General features: G+C 67.4%; 13 protein-coding genes. 8 read left to right on the top strand and 5 right to left on the bottom strand.

Annotation, left to right across the window (positions count from 1 at the left end; translation table 11 throughout):
- Position 1 precedes the first annotated feature (1 nt).
- The 5 genes from CFB46_RS31660 (at position 2) to CFB46_RS31645 (ending at position 4277) form a co-directional block, all read left to right on the top strand.
- Positions 2-829: a hypothetical protein gene (locus tag CFB46_RS31660; RefSeq protein WP_027786194.1), complete on the top strand. Its 828-nt coding sequence runs from the start codon at positions 2-4 to the stop codon at positions 827-829.
- A gap of 214 nt (positions 830-1043) precedes the next feature.
- Positions 1044-1190 (top strand): hypothetical protein, encoded by a 147-nt coding sequence (locus CFB46_RS36155; protein ID WP_155257382.1) that lies wholly within the window; start codon positions 1044-1046, stop codon positions 1188-1190.
- A gap of 81 nt (positions 1191-1271) precedes the next feature.
- Positions 1272-1631 (top strand): avidin/streptavidin family protein, encoded by a 360-nt coding sequence (locus CFB46_RS31655; protein WP_027786193.1) that lies wholly within the window; start codon positions 1272-1274, stop codon positions 1629-1631.
- 433 nt (positions 1632-2064) lie between these two features.
- Entirely contained in the window at positions 2065-2775 is a 711-nt protein-coding gene (locus CFB46_RS31650) for a response regulator transcription factor (protein WP_027786192.1), read from the top strand.
- Positions 2775-4277 carry a sensor histidine kinase gene (locus CFB46_RS31645; RefSeq protein WP_027786191.1) on the top strand — a complete coding sequence of 501 codons (1503 nt, stop codon included), beginning with the start codon at positions 2775-2777 and terminating at the stop codon, positions 4275-4277. Before CFB46_RS31650 ends, CFB46_RS31645 begins: the two co-directional genes overlap by 1 nt.
- Positions 4278-4292: 15 nt before the next feature.
- Here the strand turns inward: CFB46_RS31645 and CFB46_RS31640 are convergent, their stop codons facing one another.
- On the bottom strand, positions 4293-5393 hold the full coding sequence (locus tag CFB46_RS31640) for an AraC family transcriptional regulator (RefSeq protein ID WP_027786190.1): 1101 nt from the start codon (positions 5391-5393) through the stop codon (positions 4293-4295).
- Positions 5394-5704: 311 nt separating this feature from the next.
- On the opposite strand from CFB46_RS31640, the gene CFB46_RS31635 reads away from it, so the two are divergent.
- From CFB46_RS31635 to CFB46_RS31625, 3 genes are all read left to right on the top strand, one after another.
- Positions 5705-7339: an AMP-binding protein gene (locus tag CFB46_RS31635; RefSeq protein WP_089502443.1), complete on the top strand. Its 1635-nt coding sequence runs from the start codon at positions 5705-5707 to the stop codon at positions 7337-7339.
- Positions 7339-8499: an AraC family transcriptional regulator gene (locus tag CFB46_RS31630; RefSeq protein ID WP_027786188.1), complete on the top strand. Its 1161-nt coding sequence runs from the start codon at positions 7339-7341 to the stop codon at positions 8497-8499. Before CFB46_RS31635 ends, CFB46_RS31630 begins: the two co-directional genes overlap by 1 nt.
- A gap of 292 nt (positions 8500-8791) precedes the next feature.
- Positions 8792-9478, top strand: coding sequence for a GNAT family N-acetyltransferase (locus tag CFB46_RS31625; RefSeq protein ID WP_256980724.1), 687 nt, complete (start codon positions 8792-8794; stop codon positions 9476-9478).
- A 34-nt stretch (positions 9479-9512) separates the two neighbouring features.
- Here the strand turns inward: CFB46_RS31625 and CFB46_RS31620 are convergent, their stop codons facing one another.
- The 4 genes from CFB46_RS31620 to CFB46_RS31605 are packed head-to-tail and all read right to left on the bottom strand — an operon-like array spanning position 9513 to position 15209.
- Positions 9513-10790, bottom strand: coding sequence for an MFS transporter (locus CFB46_RS31620; protein WP_034185511.1), 1278 nt, complete (start codon positions 10788-10790; stop codon positions 9513-9515).
- Positions 10791-10819: 29 nt separating this feature from the next.
- Positions 10820-13639: a molybdopterin-dependent oxidoreductase gene (locus tag CFB46_RS31615; RefSeq protein WP_027786185.1), complete on the bottom strand. Its 2820-nt coding sequence runs from the start codon at positions 13637-13639 to the stop codon at positions 10820-10822.
- Entirely contained in the window at positions 13620-14474 is an 855-nt protein-coding gene (locus tag CFB46_RS31610; protein WP_027786184.1) for an FAD binding domain-containing protein, read from the bottom strand. Before CFB46_RS31610 ends, CFB46_RS31615 begins: the two co-directional genes overlap by 20 nt.
- 57 nt (positions 14475-14531) lie before the next feature.
- Positions 14532-15209, bottom strand: a complete 678-nt coding sequence (locus CFB46_RS31605) for a TetR family transcriptional regulator (RefSeq protein ID WP_027786183.1) — start codon at positions 15207-15209, stop codon at positions 14532-14534.
- Between the last annotated feature and the right edge of the window lie 142 nt (positions 15210-15351).

Below are 15351 nucleotides of genomic sequence, written 5' to 3'. Positions count from 1 at the left end.
CATGAAGACCAACCTTTCCCAACGTCTCATTCAAGGTGCGCTGGTTGCAGCGCTTGGCGCGTCCGTCGCGGGGTGCGGCGGCGTGGTGACGCCCGGCGGGCAGAACGCCGGCGTGACGGGCGCGGCAGCAGGCGGCGCGAGCGCCGGCGCCGATTCGGGGCTGCAGCGCTGCACGTCGCCGCTCGGCACGATCGCGGTCGATGACGGCCGCAACGCCGACTGGTGGGGCCCGTTCGGCAGCGCGACCAAGATGACGACGATCGACCCGCTGCTGCGCCTGGCGGTGCAGCAGTCGAACTGCTTCGTGATCACGTCGATCGGCAACCAGAAGAGCGACGCGCGCCTGTCGCGCATCACGCAGTTGCAGCGCAGCTCGGGCGAATACCGCGCGGGCTCGAAGCAGCAGAAGGGGCAGCGGGTCGCGGCCGACTACTACATGGAGCCGCAGATCGTGATCAACGACTCGCCGATCGCCGGGATCGGCAGCATGATCGGCGGGCTGATCGGCAACAGCGCGATCGCGGCGGTGGCGGGCCACCTGCAGACGAAGGCGTCGGTCGTGACGCTGACGCTGTTCGACGTGCGCTCGGCGGTGCAGATCGCGGCGTCGGAAGGCAGCTCGACGGCGACCAACTACGGCGCGGCGCTGGGTGGCTTCGGCGGCGGCGTGGGCGGTGCGCTCGCAGGCTTTTCGTCGACGCCGGAAGGCAAGGCGACGGTCGTCGCGTTCATCGATGCATACAACAAGATGGTCGTCGCGCTGCGCAGCTACAAGGCGCAGGACGTCAAGGGCGGCCTTGGCCGCGGCGGTCAGCTCCAGGTCAACTGACGTCGTGGGGCCGGCGGGGGCCGCCGGCCGAGCGGTTCAGGCGAGAAAGTTGCTCGACATCTCCTCGACGCCGTCGCGGCGAGCGCAGGCGCAATTGGAACACGTGCGGGCCCCCTGATCGACACATGTCGACGCAGGCGGGTCTTCGCTCCGGACTGCGTATCGTGATCAATCAGGTGACGAACAAAAGCGTCTTCACTTGCCGGATCGCTATATGCAGCGCCTCATATCGTCCGACGAGCGTCTATACTTTTTGATCGTCATGTCGGCGCCGTGGGCGCTGGCGATTCTTCGCTATTGCCGGATTCGCGCCAGTTCTGCCATCACAACGGTGCTCGCCCATGCGCGGCGCTGGCTTTGAGCGCCCGATAGCCGCGAGAAGGCGCTGGCACCAGGAATGCCCGGCCCGTTCGCGCGCGATCAAATACTCCGGAGGTGTGTCATGACCTGGATCGGTACGTGGCGTAATCAATACGGCTCCACGCTTTCCATCACGGACGACGAGGAGGGCGCCATCCGTGGCGTATTCAGCACCGCGTTGCAGGACAGCGCCTTCTTCGGTCACGATCTGCCTGTCTCAGGCGTCTGGTTTGGCGATTGCATCAACTTCGCGTTCGGCATGTCGAATGACGTAGCTACCGCGATCTGTTCTTTCACCGGCATGCTGCGTGACGGCAAGCTGGAGACGGTATGGCATGTCGTGACCAGCAAGGCGCCTCGGCAAGGCTCGCGATCGTCGGAGTTTGGATGGGCACATGCCGTCCAGACCAATGCGGATACATTCCAAAGAGTCGCCGCGTAACGTACCCGCAAAATCGTGGTTCGGAGCGATTGTAAGCCGCGATGCCCGTCGCCGGCTCGAACGGCGCGGCCATGCGCGCGGCATGCAGGTTCGTGCAGAACGTCGCGACCGGGTCCGGCCGCCCCGTGCAGCCTCGCGCCTCAGTGAGGAGAGCAGCATGTCGAGCACTTTCGCGATGCCGTAGGAGTCGAGCAGCCCAAGATGCTGCTCGGCCACACAGTCGAATGCCACCGCACTTTTGACGGCGGGAAGCCTTGCCGATATTGGCGCACATCACGGGCACGATCCAGATATAAACGAAATGTGATCACTCGCGACCGCAAAATTTTGCACAATGGCGGCAGCGCGGCCTTCCGCCGCGCTTCGCGCCGGCTTCGATCGCCGCCCGACAACCGTGCCCCATCCCCGCTCCGACGTGCCGCCGCCCACCGCCATGGACCAACCGAAACGTATCCTGATCGTCGAGGACGACGCCGACATTGCCGACGTGCTGAGCCTGCACCTGCGCGACGAGCGTTACGAGGTCGTGCACACCGCGGACGGCGCCGACGGGTTGCGCCTGCTCGAACAGGGCGGCTGGGATGCGCTGATCCTCGACCTGATGCTGCCGGGCGTCGACGGCCTCGAAATCTGCCGGCGTGCGCGGGCGATGACGCGCTACACGCCGATCATCATCACGAGCGCGCGGTCGAGCGAGGTGCACCGGATCCTCGGCCTCGAACTCGGTGCCGACGACTACCTCGCGAAGCCGTTCTCGATGCTCGAACTCGTCGCGCGCGTGAAGGCGCTGCTGCGGCGCGTCGATGCGCTCGCGCGCGATTCGCGGATCGACGCGGGCACGCTCGACGTCGCGGGGCTGGCGATCGACCCGATCGCGCGCGAGGCGAGCGTCGACGGCGCACGCATCGACCTCACGCCGCGCGAATTCGACCTGCTGTATTTCTTCGCGCGGCATCCGGGCAAGGTGTTCTCGCGGATGGACCTGCTGAACGCCGTGTGGGGCTATCAGCATGAAGGCTACGAACACACGGTCAATACCCATATCAACCGGCTGCGCGCGAAGATCGAGGCCGATCCGGCCGAGCCCGTGCGGATCCTCACCGTGTGGGGGCGCGGCTACAAGCTCGCCGCGCCGGACGCATGATGAAGCTCACGCTCCCCCAGCGGCTGTCGCTCGTATTCTCGATCCTGCTGCTCGCGTGCTCGGGCGCGTCGGCGTGGCTGCAGATCCGCGCGAACGACATGCGCGAGAAGGAAGTCGTGCAGGCGCTGTCGCGCGACCTGGCCGCCAACATCGCCGGCAGCGCGCCGCTGATGGACGCGAACGGGTTGCGCCCCGACGCCGTGCGCACGCTGTTCGGGCAGTTGATGGGCGTGAACCCGAGCGTCGAGGTGTATCTGCTCGACAACGCGGGGCGCATCAAGGGCGACGACGCGCCGCCGGGCCACGTCAAGCGCGACCGCGTCGATCTCGCGCCCGTACAGCGCTTCATCGCGGGCCAGCCGCTGCCGATCCTCGGCGATGACCCGCGCAGCCCGGACGCGCGCAAGGTGTTCAGCGCCGCGCCGCTGCAGCGCGCCGGGCAACCGCCATCGGGCTACATCTACGTGGTGTTGCTCGGCGAGGCGCACGACCGGCTCGCCGCGCGCGTCGACGCCGGCAACGTGCTGCGCACGACGCTGTGGTCGATGGCGATCGTCGCGCTGCTCGGCCTGCTCGCGGGCCTCGTCGCATTCAGCTTCATCACGCGCCCGCTGCGCCGGCTGACGGCCGCGATGCGCGGCTTCGACGCGAACGGTGCACCCGGCGCGCCCGACACGCCGCCGCCGGTGCTGCGCTTGCCGCCGAGCCGTCGCGGCGACGACATCGCGGTGCTCGAATCCGCGTTCGCGCAGATGGCCGACCGGATCGGCGACCAGTGGCGCGCATTGACGCGCCAGGACCAGCAGCGGCGCGAACTGATCACGAACATCTCGCACGACCTGCGCACGCCGCTCACGTCGCTGCACGGTTATCTGGAGACGCTGTCACTGAAGGCCGACACGCTGGCCGAGCCCGAACGGCGGCGCTACCTGTCGATCGCGCTCGCGCAGAGCGCGAAGGTCGGGCGGCTCGCGCAGGCGCTGTTCGAGCTCGCGCGGCTCGAATCGGGCGGCGTGCAGGCCGAGCGCGAGCCGTTCTCGCTCGTCGATCTCGTGCAGGACGTGTTCCAGAAATTCGAGCTGGCCGCGCAGTCGCGCGGCGTCGCGCTGCATGCGCGGATGCCGCCGCGCGTGCCGGCCGTGTCGGCCGATCTCGGGATGATCGAGCGGGTGCTGACCAACCTGCTCGACAACGCGCTGCGGCACACGCCTTCGCACGGCGAGGTCGAGATCGCGCTGGAGCCGCAGGGCGACCGCGTGGTCGTGACCGTGTCGGATACCGGCGAAGGGATTCCGCCGGCGCGGCGCGAAGGGCTGTTCCAACGGCCGCAGCGGCCGATGAGCGGCGGCACGGCGACGAGCGGCGGGCTCGGCCTGTTGATCGTGCACCGGATGCTGGTGCTCAACGGCAGCGGCATCCGGCTCGTCGACCGGCCCGGGCGCGGCGCGGTGTTCGAGTTTGCGCTGACGGTTGCGTCGCCGGCGGCGGGCGACGCACGCTGAGCGCGGTCGGCGGCGTCAGCCGCCGCGCTTGCGCCGCACGTCGCTCGGCGTCGTGCCGGTCCAGCGCTTGAACGCGTGGCGGAATCCCACGGCATCGCTGAAGCCGAGCGTCAGCGCGATGTCCTCGGTGCTGAGCGTGGTCGTGCCGAGGTAGTCGATCGCGAGCGCCTTGCGCACGCTCGTCAGCAGTTCGCTGTACGACGTGCCTTCGGCTTCGAGCTTGCGGCGCAGCGTGCGCGAGGTCATGCACAGGATCCCGGCGATCGCGTCGATGTCCGGAAATTGTCCCGGCGTGCGGGTGAGCTCCTCGTAGACGCGTCGCGTGATGCCCGACTGGCTGCGCAATTCGTCGAGCAACCGCGCGCAGTGCGACGACACCTGCGCGGCCGTGATCGGATTCGCGAGCTGCGGCGCGCGCGTGAGCCATGCCGCCGGATAGCTGAGCACGTGATGCGGCTGGTCGAACGCGATCGGGCATTCGAGCGCGTCGGCCAGCAGCGCCCCGTGCGGCGGCCGCGGCTGCGCGAACTGCGCGCGCGCGGGCACACACCATCCGCCCATCACGTCCTTGATGATCGTCACGTGCAGCGCGAACTGCATGTCGATCAGGAAACGGTACAGCGGCTCGTCGAGATCGGGTAGCGCGACTTCGTGGCGGTCCGGAAACAGCCACGACGCGGTGTCGCCCTGTTCGACCCAGCGGATCGGCAGCATGCCGTTCGCGAGCCGGTGATATTTGACGGCCGAATCGAACGCGCGCGCGAGCGATTCCGAGCACAGCATCGCGTAGCCGTACATGCCGTAGCTCGACGCGCGCAGCAGGCGGCCGACGCGCACGCCGAGGTCGGGTCCGTCGTACCGGCCGACCGCGTTGCGCGCGGCCGTCAGGAACTGCAACGGCGACGTGAGCGTGAACGGATCCGCGACGTCGGCCGGCGCGAGGCCGGTGCCGGCGAGCACCGTCGCCGGGTCGAGGCCGGCTTGCGCGGCCACGTCGACCAGCACGGCCAGCTTGGCCGGCGTGAAGCGCTGCGCGCGCAACGCGTGGGCGGCTTCGGCGTCGGGCAGCCGGGGGGGACGGGCGTCCGTCGGTTTCAACAGCGCACTGCGCGACATGGCGGGATCCTGCGTCCGAATCGATATCGTTGACGGCCTGCAATTCTGCGCGGGAACGATCCCGTCCGCCACAGGGTTCACCCTGATGGGCTGACGGTACGGCCCGATCGGGCGGGCGTTCGCCGCGTGAAGCTACGTGGACGGGCGCATCCGCGTGTCCGTTTCGATCATGTTTTCGGCCGCCCGGATCATTTGCAAAGCGCGTCGCGCGGGCGATAGTCGCCGCTCAGGCGGCGGCCCGCGTCCTTCCGGCGTGCAGGCCTCCGTGCGAACGGCGCGCAGGCTGGCGTGCCGCCCCCAAGGAGTGAGACATGACGAAGAGACACTGGACCGGGTCGTACGGCTCGATCCCCGCCGAGATCGACGCCGATCGCCATCCTTCCGTCAGCGCGCTGCTGGACGACGCGATGCGCCGCTTCGCCGACCGTCCGGCGTTCCATGCGTTCGGCCGCACGCTCACCTATGCCGACGTCGAGCGCCTGTCGACCGCGCTGGCCGCGTATCTGCAGCAGGTCGTCGGCGTGCGTAAGGGCGATCGCGTGGCCGTGATGCTGCCCAACGTGCTGGCGTTTCCGGTCGTGTTCGTCGCCGTCGCGAAGATCGGCGCGATCCAGGTCAACGTGAATCCGCACTACACCGCGCGCGAGCTCGAGCATCAGCTCAACGACGCGGAAGTCGAGGCGGCGATCGTCTGCGGCGGGTCGATGGGCACGTTCGCGGAGGTGGTCGGCGGCACGCGCGTGCGCACCGTGCTGAGCGTGGGGCGCGAGGATCTCGGCGCCGTCGATGCGCCGGCGGGCACGTGCGACGCACTGCCGCCCGGTTCGACCGCGCTCGCGCACGCCATCGCCGCCGGCGAATCGCTCGCGTGCGAGCCGGTTGCGCTGCGCGGCGCGGACCTGCTGCTGCTGCAATACACCGGTGGCACGACCGGCTTGTCGAAGGGCGCGGCGCTGTCGCATCGCAACCTCGTCGCGAACGTCGCGCAGTTCGCGGCGATCGTGCCGGATGCGCGCCAGCCGGGCGAAGAGGTCGTCGTCACGGCGATCCCGCTGTATCACATCTTCGCGCTGACGGTGAACTTCCTGTCCTACTTCGCGATCGGCGCGCAGAACTGGCTCGTCGCGAATCCGCGCGACATGGACGGGTTCGTCGACGTGCTGAAGGCCGCGCGGCCCACGGTGTTCGTCGGCGTGAACACGCTGTACGCGGGGCTGGCCGGCCATCCGCGCCTGAAGGAGGTCGACTGGTCGCGGCTGAAGTTGTCGGCCGGCGGCGGGGCGGCGGTAATCGACGTGATCTCGGCACGCTGGAAGGCGGTGACGGGCAATTTCATCCGCGAGGGCTACGGGCTGTCGGAAACGTCGCCGGTCGTGTCGTTCAACCCGCAGTCGATCGACAGGTTCACGGGCACCACGGGCCTGCCGCTGCCGTCGACCGACGTGAAGCTGCTCGACGAGCAGGATCGCGAGGTGGCGATCGGCGAAGCGGGCGAGATCTGCGTGAAGGGGCCGCAGGTGATGAGCGGCTACTGGCGCAAACCGGACGCCAACGCGGCCGCGTTCACGGCGGACGGCTATTTCCGCACCGGCGACGTCGGCACGTTCGACGCGGCCGGCTTCCTGCGGATCGTCGACCGCAAGAAGGACATGATCATCGTGTCGGGCTTCAACGTGTATCCGAACGAGGTGGAAGCGGTGGCGACCGCGCTGCCGGGTGTTGCCGAATGCGCGTGCATCGGCGTGCCGGACCCGCGCACGGGCGAGGCCGTCAAGCTGTTCGTGGTGCTGGCGCCGGACGCCGACGTGACGGAAGCGCCGCTCGTCGCGCATTGCCGCGCGAGCCTGGCCGCGTACAAGGTGCCGAAGCTGGTTCGCTTCGTCGACCGGTTGCCGAAGTCGACGGTCGGCAAGATCCTGCGCCGGGAACTCAGCCGCGCCGACTGATGAGGGCGACGCGTCGCGCGGTCGCGGCTGCGCGGCCCGGTGCACCGAAGACCCGGAAGGTGGCGCGCGGCCCGCTCAAGTACAATGCGGTCGGTTCGATCGACGGGGACGTGATGACCGGCTCAGATTCACTTTCCGCCCGGCCCGGGCGTGCGCTGCCGTCGCCGAGCGCGACGGTGCCGATCTCGCTCGTCAACGGCTTTCTCGCGAGCGCGGGCGTGCAGCGCGACGTGGTCGAGCGCTACCTGCGCGGCGCCGGCATTCCGATCGAGCTGCTCGGCGAGCCGCACGCGCGCGTGACGGAGGAGCAGTTCTCGACGCTGTACCGCACGCTCGCGATCGATCTCGACGACGAGATGCCCGGCATTTTCTCGCGTCCGCTGCGCGGCGGCACGCTGAAGTATCTGTGCCTGAGCCTGCTCGATGCGCGCAACCTCGAAACGGCGCTGCATCGTTTCGGCCAATTCTTCCATATTCTGCTCGACGACTTCTTCGTCGAATCGAAGCGCGACGATCTCGTCGCGCAGGTGCTGCTGCGCCCGAACGACGCCATCGGGCCGATCGGTGCGCTCGGCCAGGAGCTGATGCTCAAGCTGGTGCACGGCGTGTGCTCGTGGCTGATCGGGCAGAAAATTCCGCTGCTGCAGATCGAGTTCGCGTGCCCGCGGCCGCGCCACGCGGTCGATCACCTGTACTTCTTCACCGGCTCCGTGCAGTTCGACCGCGAGCGCACGCTGATGCGCTTCAGCGCGGATTACCTCGGCGCGCCGATCCGGCAGAGCAAGCGCAACCTGGGCAAGTTTCTCTCGCGCGCGCCCGGCGACTGGATCTTCGAATCGTTCAGCGAACAGCTCGTGTGCCATCGCGTGCGGCAGTACCTGTCGGCGGCGCTGCCCGACCTGCCCGTGATCGACCAGGCGGCCGAGCACCTGCATTGTTCGGTGCGCACGCTGAGCCGCCATCTCGCGGCCGAAGGGACGACGTTCCAGGTGCTCAAGGACGAACTGCGGCGCGACATCGCGATCCAGCGGCTGACCGATACGCCCGACACGATCGCGGCGATCGGCGCCGACATCGGCTTCGACGATCCGAGCGCGTTTCATCGCGCGTTCCGGCACTGGACGGGGAGTACGCCGGGGACGTATCGGCGGCGCGCGTAGCGCGCGGCGCGTGCCGTCGTCGTTTCGAAGACGGTTCCCATGGCTGGCTCCCATCGGCGGTTCCCATAACCGGCTCCCTTCGCGATGGAAGCGAATCGCGGAATCTCCGAAGCGGCGACCCGCCCTGCGATGCGGACGCGGAATAAATCCGTGATTCGCGTGTTGTCGATAGATCTGCCATCGACACTGTTCCAGGAACGAAATGCGCTCATACACCGATACGCTGGATGCTTCCGTCGCCGCGTGGCACGAATCGATCGATGCGTTTTGCCGCTTGCAGGACGTGGGTTCCGTGACGACGGGCGTGCACGGAACGAAGTCGATCTACAGTGGCGCGCCCGTGCCCGTACTCAATGCGGTGATCGGCATGACGCGCGAGCCCGACGTCGAGGAGATCAGGCGCTTTGCCGAATCGTTCAGGGATTGCGAATTGCCGTGGAGTATCCAGACACGCGCCGTCGGCACGCAAGCCGCGGCAATTCGACGAATCGCGGGCGAATACGGTCTGACGCAATGCGTCGCGCTGCCGTTCATGACGAAGCGGCTGGATGGCGCCGCTGCACCGGCAGCCGGCGATGGCCGTGTGGTCGTGCGTCAGGTGGAGGCAGCGGACAGCGAACGGTACAACAGCACGCTTGCCGCGGGCTACGAGGCGCCGGGCCCGGTGTTTCGACGGCTGAGCGCACCGGCGGTTCTGGAGTCGGACGGGATGATGGGCTTTCTGGTGGAATGGGCCGGCATTCCGGTTGCGACATCATTCGGTGTCCTGCGCAACGATCAGGTTGGGGTATTCAATGTGTCGACCGTTCCCGCGTATCGGCGACGAGGCTACGCGCGAGCGGCGACCCAGGCGGTATTGAACGCCGCGGTCGCCAAAGGCGCGCATACCGCGTTTCTGCATTGCACGCCGGCGGGGCACCACGTGTACGAGTCGATGGGCTTTGCCGCCGGCGAGGCGTGGCAGGTGTACGTCGGCTAGTGACAGCGGGGGGCGAATATTCGACGAAGAACATTCAAAGCGATCGGGCTTTGGTCTCCGGTAACAGGAGAACCGCCAGCAGCACCACGCCATAGGCCGCCCCTGAAAAGATCGCGATGGCCATCGCCAGCCCGATCGAGTGGCTCAACATCCCGACCAGACTCGGAAACAAGGCGCCGATTCCGCGGCCGAAGTTATAGGTGAAGCTCTGGGCATTCGCGCGGAAGCCCGACGGAAACAATTCCGTCAGGTACGCACCGACCCCGCTGAAGATGCCGCACGAGGAAAATCCCAGGGGAAACCCGAGCCAGAGCATCTGCGCGTTGGACAGCGGAAGCGTCAGGTACAGGCATACCGATACGAGCGACAGCGCCGAAAACAACATGAAGTTGCGGCGCCGCCCCCAATAGTCGGAAAGGTACGCGCCGACGACGTAGCCGCAAAACGACCCCACGATGATCACGAACAGATAAGCGCCCGTGTTGAGCACGGAAAGATGCCGCTCGATCTTGAGGAAGGTCGGCAGCCAGATGGACATCGCATAGAAGCCGCCCTGGATGCCGGTGCAGAGCAGTGCGGCCAGTACCGTGCGCCGCAACTGCGAACGGGAGAAGATGACCCATGCCGAGGGCCGGCCGGCGCCTTGTTGCCGGGTGGCGGCCGCGTGCGCGAACACGTCGGGTTCCGGCACATTCCTGCGGATGTACAGGACGAGCAACGCGGGCAGGATCCCCACCCAGAAAAGGCTGCGCCAGGCGAGCGTCTCGGGCAGCACGGAAAACGCGATGCTGTAGAGAATCGCCGCGATACCCCACCCGACGGCCCAGCCGCTCTGCACCAGGCCGACCACCTTGCCGCGATGGGCGGGCGAGACGATCTCGCCGATCAGCACGGCGCCGACGGCCCATTCGCCGCCGAAGCCGAGCCCTTGCAACGCGCGCAGGACGAAGATCTGCTCGAAATTCCCTGCGAAGCCAATCGCGAGCGTACAGACCGAGAACCACAGGATGGTCCCTTGCAGGACCTTGACCCGCCCGTATCGATCCGCCAGGATGCCGGCGATCCATCCGCCGATCGACGAGAAAATCAGCGTCACGGTGCCCAGCAGGCCTGCCTTGCCGCGATCGAGCCCCCAGAGGTCGATCAGCGAAGCCAGCACGAAGCTGAACACCATGAAATCGAATGCATCGGTTACCCACCCGGCGAACGACGCGTTGAACGTGCGCCTGCCCGCAGGACCGAGTTCCGCATACCAGGACGGGCCGGATACCGCGGGTTGCGACACCTGCTCGACATTTCTCGTTGACGTCATCGTGCTGTCCGGGAGTAGAAACGGCCTTGTCAAAGCCGCGCGGGCGAGCGTCGGGCCGCCAGCGCCCGACGGACGACGTCCGGTGACGCGGGGGCTTCGCGGATGCGCACGCCGATCGCGTCATGGATCGCATTCAGGATGGCCGCGGCCGTCGGGACCAGCGCCGGCTCGCCGATGCCTTTTGCTCCGTAGGGGCCGACGGTCGTCGGTGCTTCGACGAAAATCGACTGCACCTCCGGCATGTCGTGCACCGTCGGAATCATGTAGTCGTGCAGATTGTTGTATTGCCCGGGGTGATATTTCTCCATCAGCGCCATGCCGACGCCTTGTGCCACCGCGCCTTCGATCTGCCCTTCGAGCAGCGTCGGATTGACCATCCTGCCGACGTCGTGTGCCGCCACGACCTTGAGTACCCGAACGCGCCCGCTCTCGCAGTCCACCACGACTTCCGCAATTTGCGCGCCGAACGCGTAGGCCGCGTAGGCGATGCCTTGCCCCGCCGCATCGAGCGATGTCGTCGGCGGATCGAAGCTTTCCTCTGCCGCGACGACGTAGCCGTGCGCATCGACGGGCAGGGTCCGGAGATCCAGTGCGACGCCGTCGACGGCGATCCCGCGCGTATCGGACGAAATCCGTGCATCGGGCGCCGCGGCTGCCAGCGCGAGCAGCCGGTGGCGCAGCGTCGTGCCGGCGAGAAAGGCAGCCCGACCGGTGACCATGGTCTGGCGTGACGCCGAAGTACGGCCGCAATCCGGCGTCAGCGCGGTGTCCGGACCGACGATCCGCAGGCGATCGACCGGCACGCCTAGCGCATCGGCCGCGATTTGCGGAATGACCGTGTTCGAACCCTGACCGGCATCCACCGCACCCTGATGCAACACGATCGTGCCGTCGGGACGAATACCGAAGCGGACGGTCGACGGATTCGGCAACGCGGTGTTGCCGCAACCATAGAAGAACGCGGCCAGGCCGACGCCGTGGCGAAGGGGGCCCGGCGATGCGCCATTCAGCGCGGCGACACGGGCTTGCGCTTCACGCCAGGCCGGCCGCAGCGCATCGAGGCACGCGACGAGGCCCACGCTATCGTCCAGGATTTGCCCCGTCGGCAGCAGGTCCCCCGGCCGCAGCGCGTTCATTGCACGAAACTCGAGCGGATCGATGCCCGTCTTGAGCGCCAGCTCGTCGACGAGTTGTTCCTGCGACATCGTCGTTTGCGGGACGCCAAAGCCGCGGAACGCGCCCGCGGGCGTGACGTGCGTATGAATCGCACGCGAGTGCGCCGTGTAGTGGGGAATGACGTACGGGCCGCCAGCATGCACCGGCACGCGATTGGCGACGGCGGTGCCCCACGAAGCGTACGCGCCGGTATTGAAGTCGCCGTCGAACGTCACGGCACACAGTCGGCCATCGGCATCGGCAGCCATGCTGGACGTCATTCGACCGGGATGGCGCTTGGTCGACGTGGCCATCGATTCCTCGCGCGAGAACACCATCGCAACCGGCCTGTCGAGATGCCAGGCCGCGATCGCGAGCAACGGCTGGACCGTCATGTCGAGCTTGCCGCCGAAGCCGCCGCCGACCGCGGTTGCCACGACGCGCACCTGCTCCGGCGGGACGGCGAGAATGCGGGCGAGATCGCCGCGATGCGGATGGGGTGCCTGCGTGGACGAATGGATTTCAATGGTGTCGCCCACGCGTCGTGCCCAGCCGGCCTCGGGCTCGAGGTACGCATGCTCGACGAAACTGGATTCGAACGTTGCGCTGACGACGTACGGGGCGCCCTGCATCGCACGTTCCGCGTCGCCGCGGCGCACGAGCCCCTCGATCAGCACATTGCCGGGACGATCGGCGTGCAGTTGCGGGCTGTCGTCCAGCACGGCGTCGACGATCGCGAGCACCGGGCTCAGCGGTTCCCATGTGACGGGGAAGCGGCTCAGGTCGAGCGCCGCGATGGCATCGCGCTCGCCGACCACCAGTGCAACCGCCTCGAGATGGTGTCGCGTCTCCGTTTCCGGAAGGACGGGCTGGTCCGCGTACGGCGTGGCGACACCGTGCAGATTCATGCCGGGCACGTCGGCGTGGGTCAGCACGCGCCGCACGCCCGGATGGGCTGCGACAAATGCGTCGAGGTCGCCGAACGCGAAACGAGCGCGGTGATGAGGGCAACGGACCGCGCGCAGGAACAGGCTGTCGGCCGGATAGTCGTCAGCGCCGAAACGCTGGCTTCCATCGACCTTTTCGGGCCCGTCGAGGCGCGTCAGCGGTACGCCGACGGACGGCCCTTCGGACGGGGCAACCGTACAGCGCCGCGTGGCAGCACCGCACCCGACCTCCGTCACGGCGTCGACGATCTTCCGGTAGCCCGTGCATCGGCACAGCACGCCATCGATGGCGGCCCGCGCACTGGCGCGGTCGGTCACGCGGCCGGCGTCGATGGCCGCCGCCGCGGCCGTCAGCATGCCCGGCGTGCAAAATCCGCATTGCACCGCCTGATGCGCGAGAAAGGTCTGCTGCAGGCGGCTGCCGCATCGGGTGCCGTCGGCCAGCCCTTCGACGGTGACGACGCGGCGCCCCGCGACCTGCCCCAACGGAATCAGGCAGGCATAACGTGCGTCGCCATCGACGATCACGGTGCAGCTTCCGCAATCGCCCTGGCGGCAGCCTTCCTTGGTCCCGAACTGCCGCAAGTCCGCGCGCAGGTAGTCGACCAGCCGCTGCGACTGGTCCGGCGGCAGGCGCAGCCGCGTGCCGTTGAGTTCGAACCAGTCGAGTGGCGGCGAAACCGGCGCGCTGTCGCTTGCGGTGATTTCGCGAACGTCGGCGAGCTCGTCAAGCAAGGGATGCGCCACGTGCGTTCTCCTCGATGCAGCTTCTGAAAGCGCGCGCCACGGCCAGCCGCGCGAGATGAATGCGATGCAATGCCGTCGCACGGCAGTCGTCGAGCGGGGACAGCTCCGCAAGCGGCGCCGCTTCGATCACGCCGGCCAGCTCTTCGCGCCGCCGGCCCGACAGCGCCGCCTCGAGCATCGGCATCCGCCGTGCAACGTCGGATGCGCCGCCCACGGCAATGGCCGCCGCTTCTACCGTGCCGCCCGCGGACACGCGCAGATGCGCGGCGGCCGACACGACGGCGATCGCTGCGCCGTCGCGATTCGTGCATTTGACGAACGACGTCCGATCCGGCGCGCGCGGCAGCGCAAACAGCACGGCAACCAGCAGTTCGTCCGCGTGCAGCGCGGTCCTGCGGCTGCCGGCCAAGAACTCGGCCAATGGCAAACGGCGCACGCCCCGCGTGCTCGCCAGTTCGACGCGTGCGTCGAGTGCCAGCAGCGGCGGGATGCCGTCCGCCACCGCGGAGGCATGGCACACGTTCCCGCCGATGCTGCCCTGGACGCGAATTTGCCGGGGCCCGACGGAAGCGGCAGCTTCCGTGAGCGCCGCGGGCAACCAGGCTGTCCGGGCGATGGCCTCCCAGGTGCTCGCCGCGCCGATACGGGCAATGCCGTCGCGCTGCTCGATGCCGCGCAATGCGTCGATGCGGCTGATATCCACCCATGCCGATCTGGCGGGCACCAGCCCGATATCCGCAAAGGCATCGGTTGCTCCGCAGACGATGCGCGGCCGCGGGTGCTCCGCGAGCCGGCCGAGCACTTCGTCGATGGTGTTGGCGCGAAGATAGTTCATCGCAAGGGTGCGTGCATCTTCATGGTCACGATGGTCGATATTGGCACCGGCGCGCGCTCAGCCGCCCGCCGACGCATCCTTGCGGACAACCCGCAGCACGCTGTCGATCACGAACGACTCCCAATGACGCACGGCATGCGGCGCATCCAGTTCCTCCCCGAGGAACACGGACAACGTGTAACGGTTCGACGTATAAAAATACGCCGTCGAGATGATCAGCAGGAACACGTCGCGCGCATTCAGGTCGTCACGAAACAGGCCTTGTTCGACGCCGCTGGCGAGAATCTTCGCGATGGTCTGCACCGCATGCGACGAGTATTCGCCCCGACGCTCCAGCTTGGACACGTGCTTGCCCTTGTGCAGGTTCTCCGTGTTGAGCAGCGTGATGAAATCGGGATTGCGCCAATAATAGTCCAGCTTGAAACGAATCACGGATTTGAGCGCTTCCACGGGATCCGCAGGATCGGGCGTCAGCTTGAGTTCCGACTCGTCCATCCGCCGATAGATGCCTTCGAGCACCGCGACGAACAGGCCCTCCTTGCTCCCGTAGTAGTAGTAGATCATCCGGTCATAGGACTTCGCCAGCCTGGAAATCCTTTCCACGCTGCCACCTTCGTAGCCGTAGCGCGCGAAGACCTTCGTCGCTGCACGAAGGATCTTGTCGCGGGTTTCCTGCGCCGCTGCTTCCCGGACGCCGGTTCCACGCACCGGCTTGCTTTTTGCTGCCTGGGCCATACTGCTCCTATGGCGGCCGACAACCTGGCCTTTGCCGCCTCAAAAAACTTCCAATAGCAGGCTTCCTCGACTTTCGTACAGGGAACGCTACATGAACTATGGATTCTACGGAACTCTCTTCGTGACTGCAACAAAACATAAA

Source organism: Burkholderia sp. HI2761, from assembly GCF_002223355.1.
In the GTDB taxonomy this organism is placed as follows: Bacteria; Pseudomonadota; Gammaproteobacteria; order Burkholderiales; family Burkholderiaceae; genus Burkholderia.
This window is presented reverse-complemented; position numbering and strand designations above follow the sequence as displayed.

Excerpts from the sequence above, each read along its gene's own strand:
- CFB46_RS31660 (WP_027786194.1), top strand. The coding sequence starts at position 2 with ATGAAGACCAACCTTTCCCAACGTCTCATTCAAGGTGCGCTGGTTGCA.
- CFB46_RS36155 (WP_155257382.1), top strand. The coding sequence starts at position 1,044 with ATGCAGCGCCTCATATCGTCCGACGAGCGTCTATACTTTTTGATCGTC.
- CFB46_RS31655 (WP_027786193.1), top strand. The coding sequence starts at position 1,272 with ATGACCTGGATCGGTACGTGGCGTAATCAATACGGCTCCACGCTTTCC.
- CFB46_RS31650 (WP_027786192.1), top strand. The coding sequence starts at position 2,065 with ATGGACCAACCGAAACGTATCCTGATCGTCGAGGACGACGCCGACATT.
- CFB46_RS31645 (WP_027786191.1), top strand. The coding sequence starts at position 2,775 with ATGAAGCTCACGCTCCCCCAGCGGCTGTCGCTCGTATTCTCGATCCTG.
- CFB46_RS31640 (WP_027786190.1), bottom strand. The coding sequence starts at position 5,393 with ATGTCGCGCAGTGCGCTGTTGAAACCGACGGACGCCCGTCCCCCCCGG.
- CFB46_RS31635 (WP_089502443.1), top strand. The coding sequence starts at position 5,705 with ATGACGAAGAGACACTGGACCGGGTCGTACGGCTCGATCCCCGCCGAG.
- CFB46_RS31630 (WP_027786188.1), top strand. The coding sequence starts at position 7,339 with ATGAGGGCGACGCGTCGCGCGGTCGCGGCTGCGCGGCCCGGTGCACCG.
- CFB46_RS31620 (WP_034185511.1), bottom strand. The coding sequence starts at position 10,790 with ATGACGTCAACGAGAAATGTCGAGCAGGTGTCGCAACCCGCGGTATCC.
- CFB46_RS31610 (WP_027786184.1), bottom strand. The coding sequence starts at position 14,474 with ATGAACTATCTTCGCGCCAACACCATCGACGAAGTGCTCGGCCGGCTC.
- CFB46_RS31605 (WP_027786183.1), bottom strand. The coding sequence starts at position 15,209 with ATGGCCCAGGCAGCAAAAAGCAAGCCGGTGCGTGGAACCGGCGTCCGG.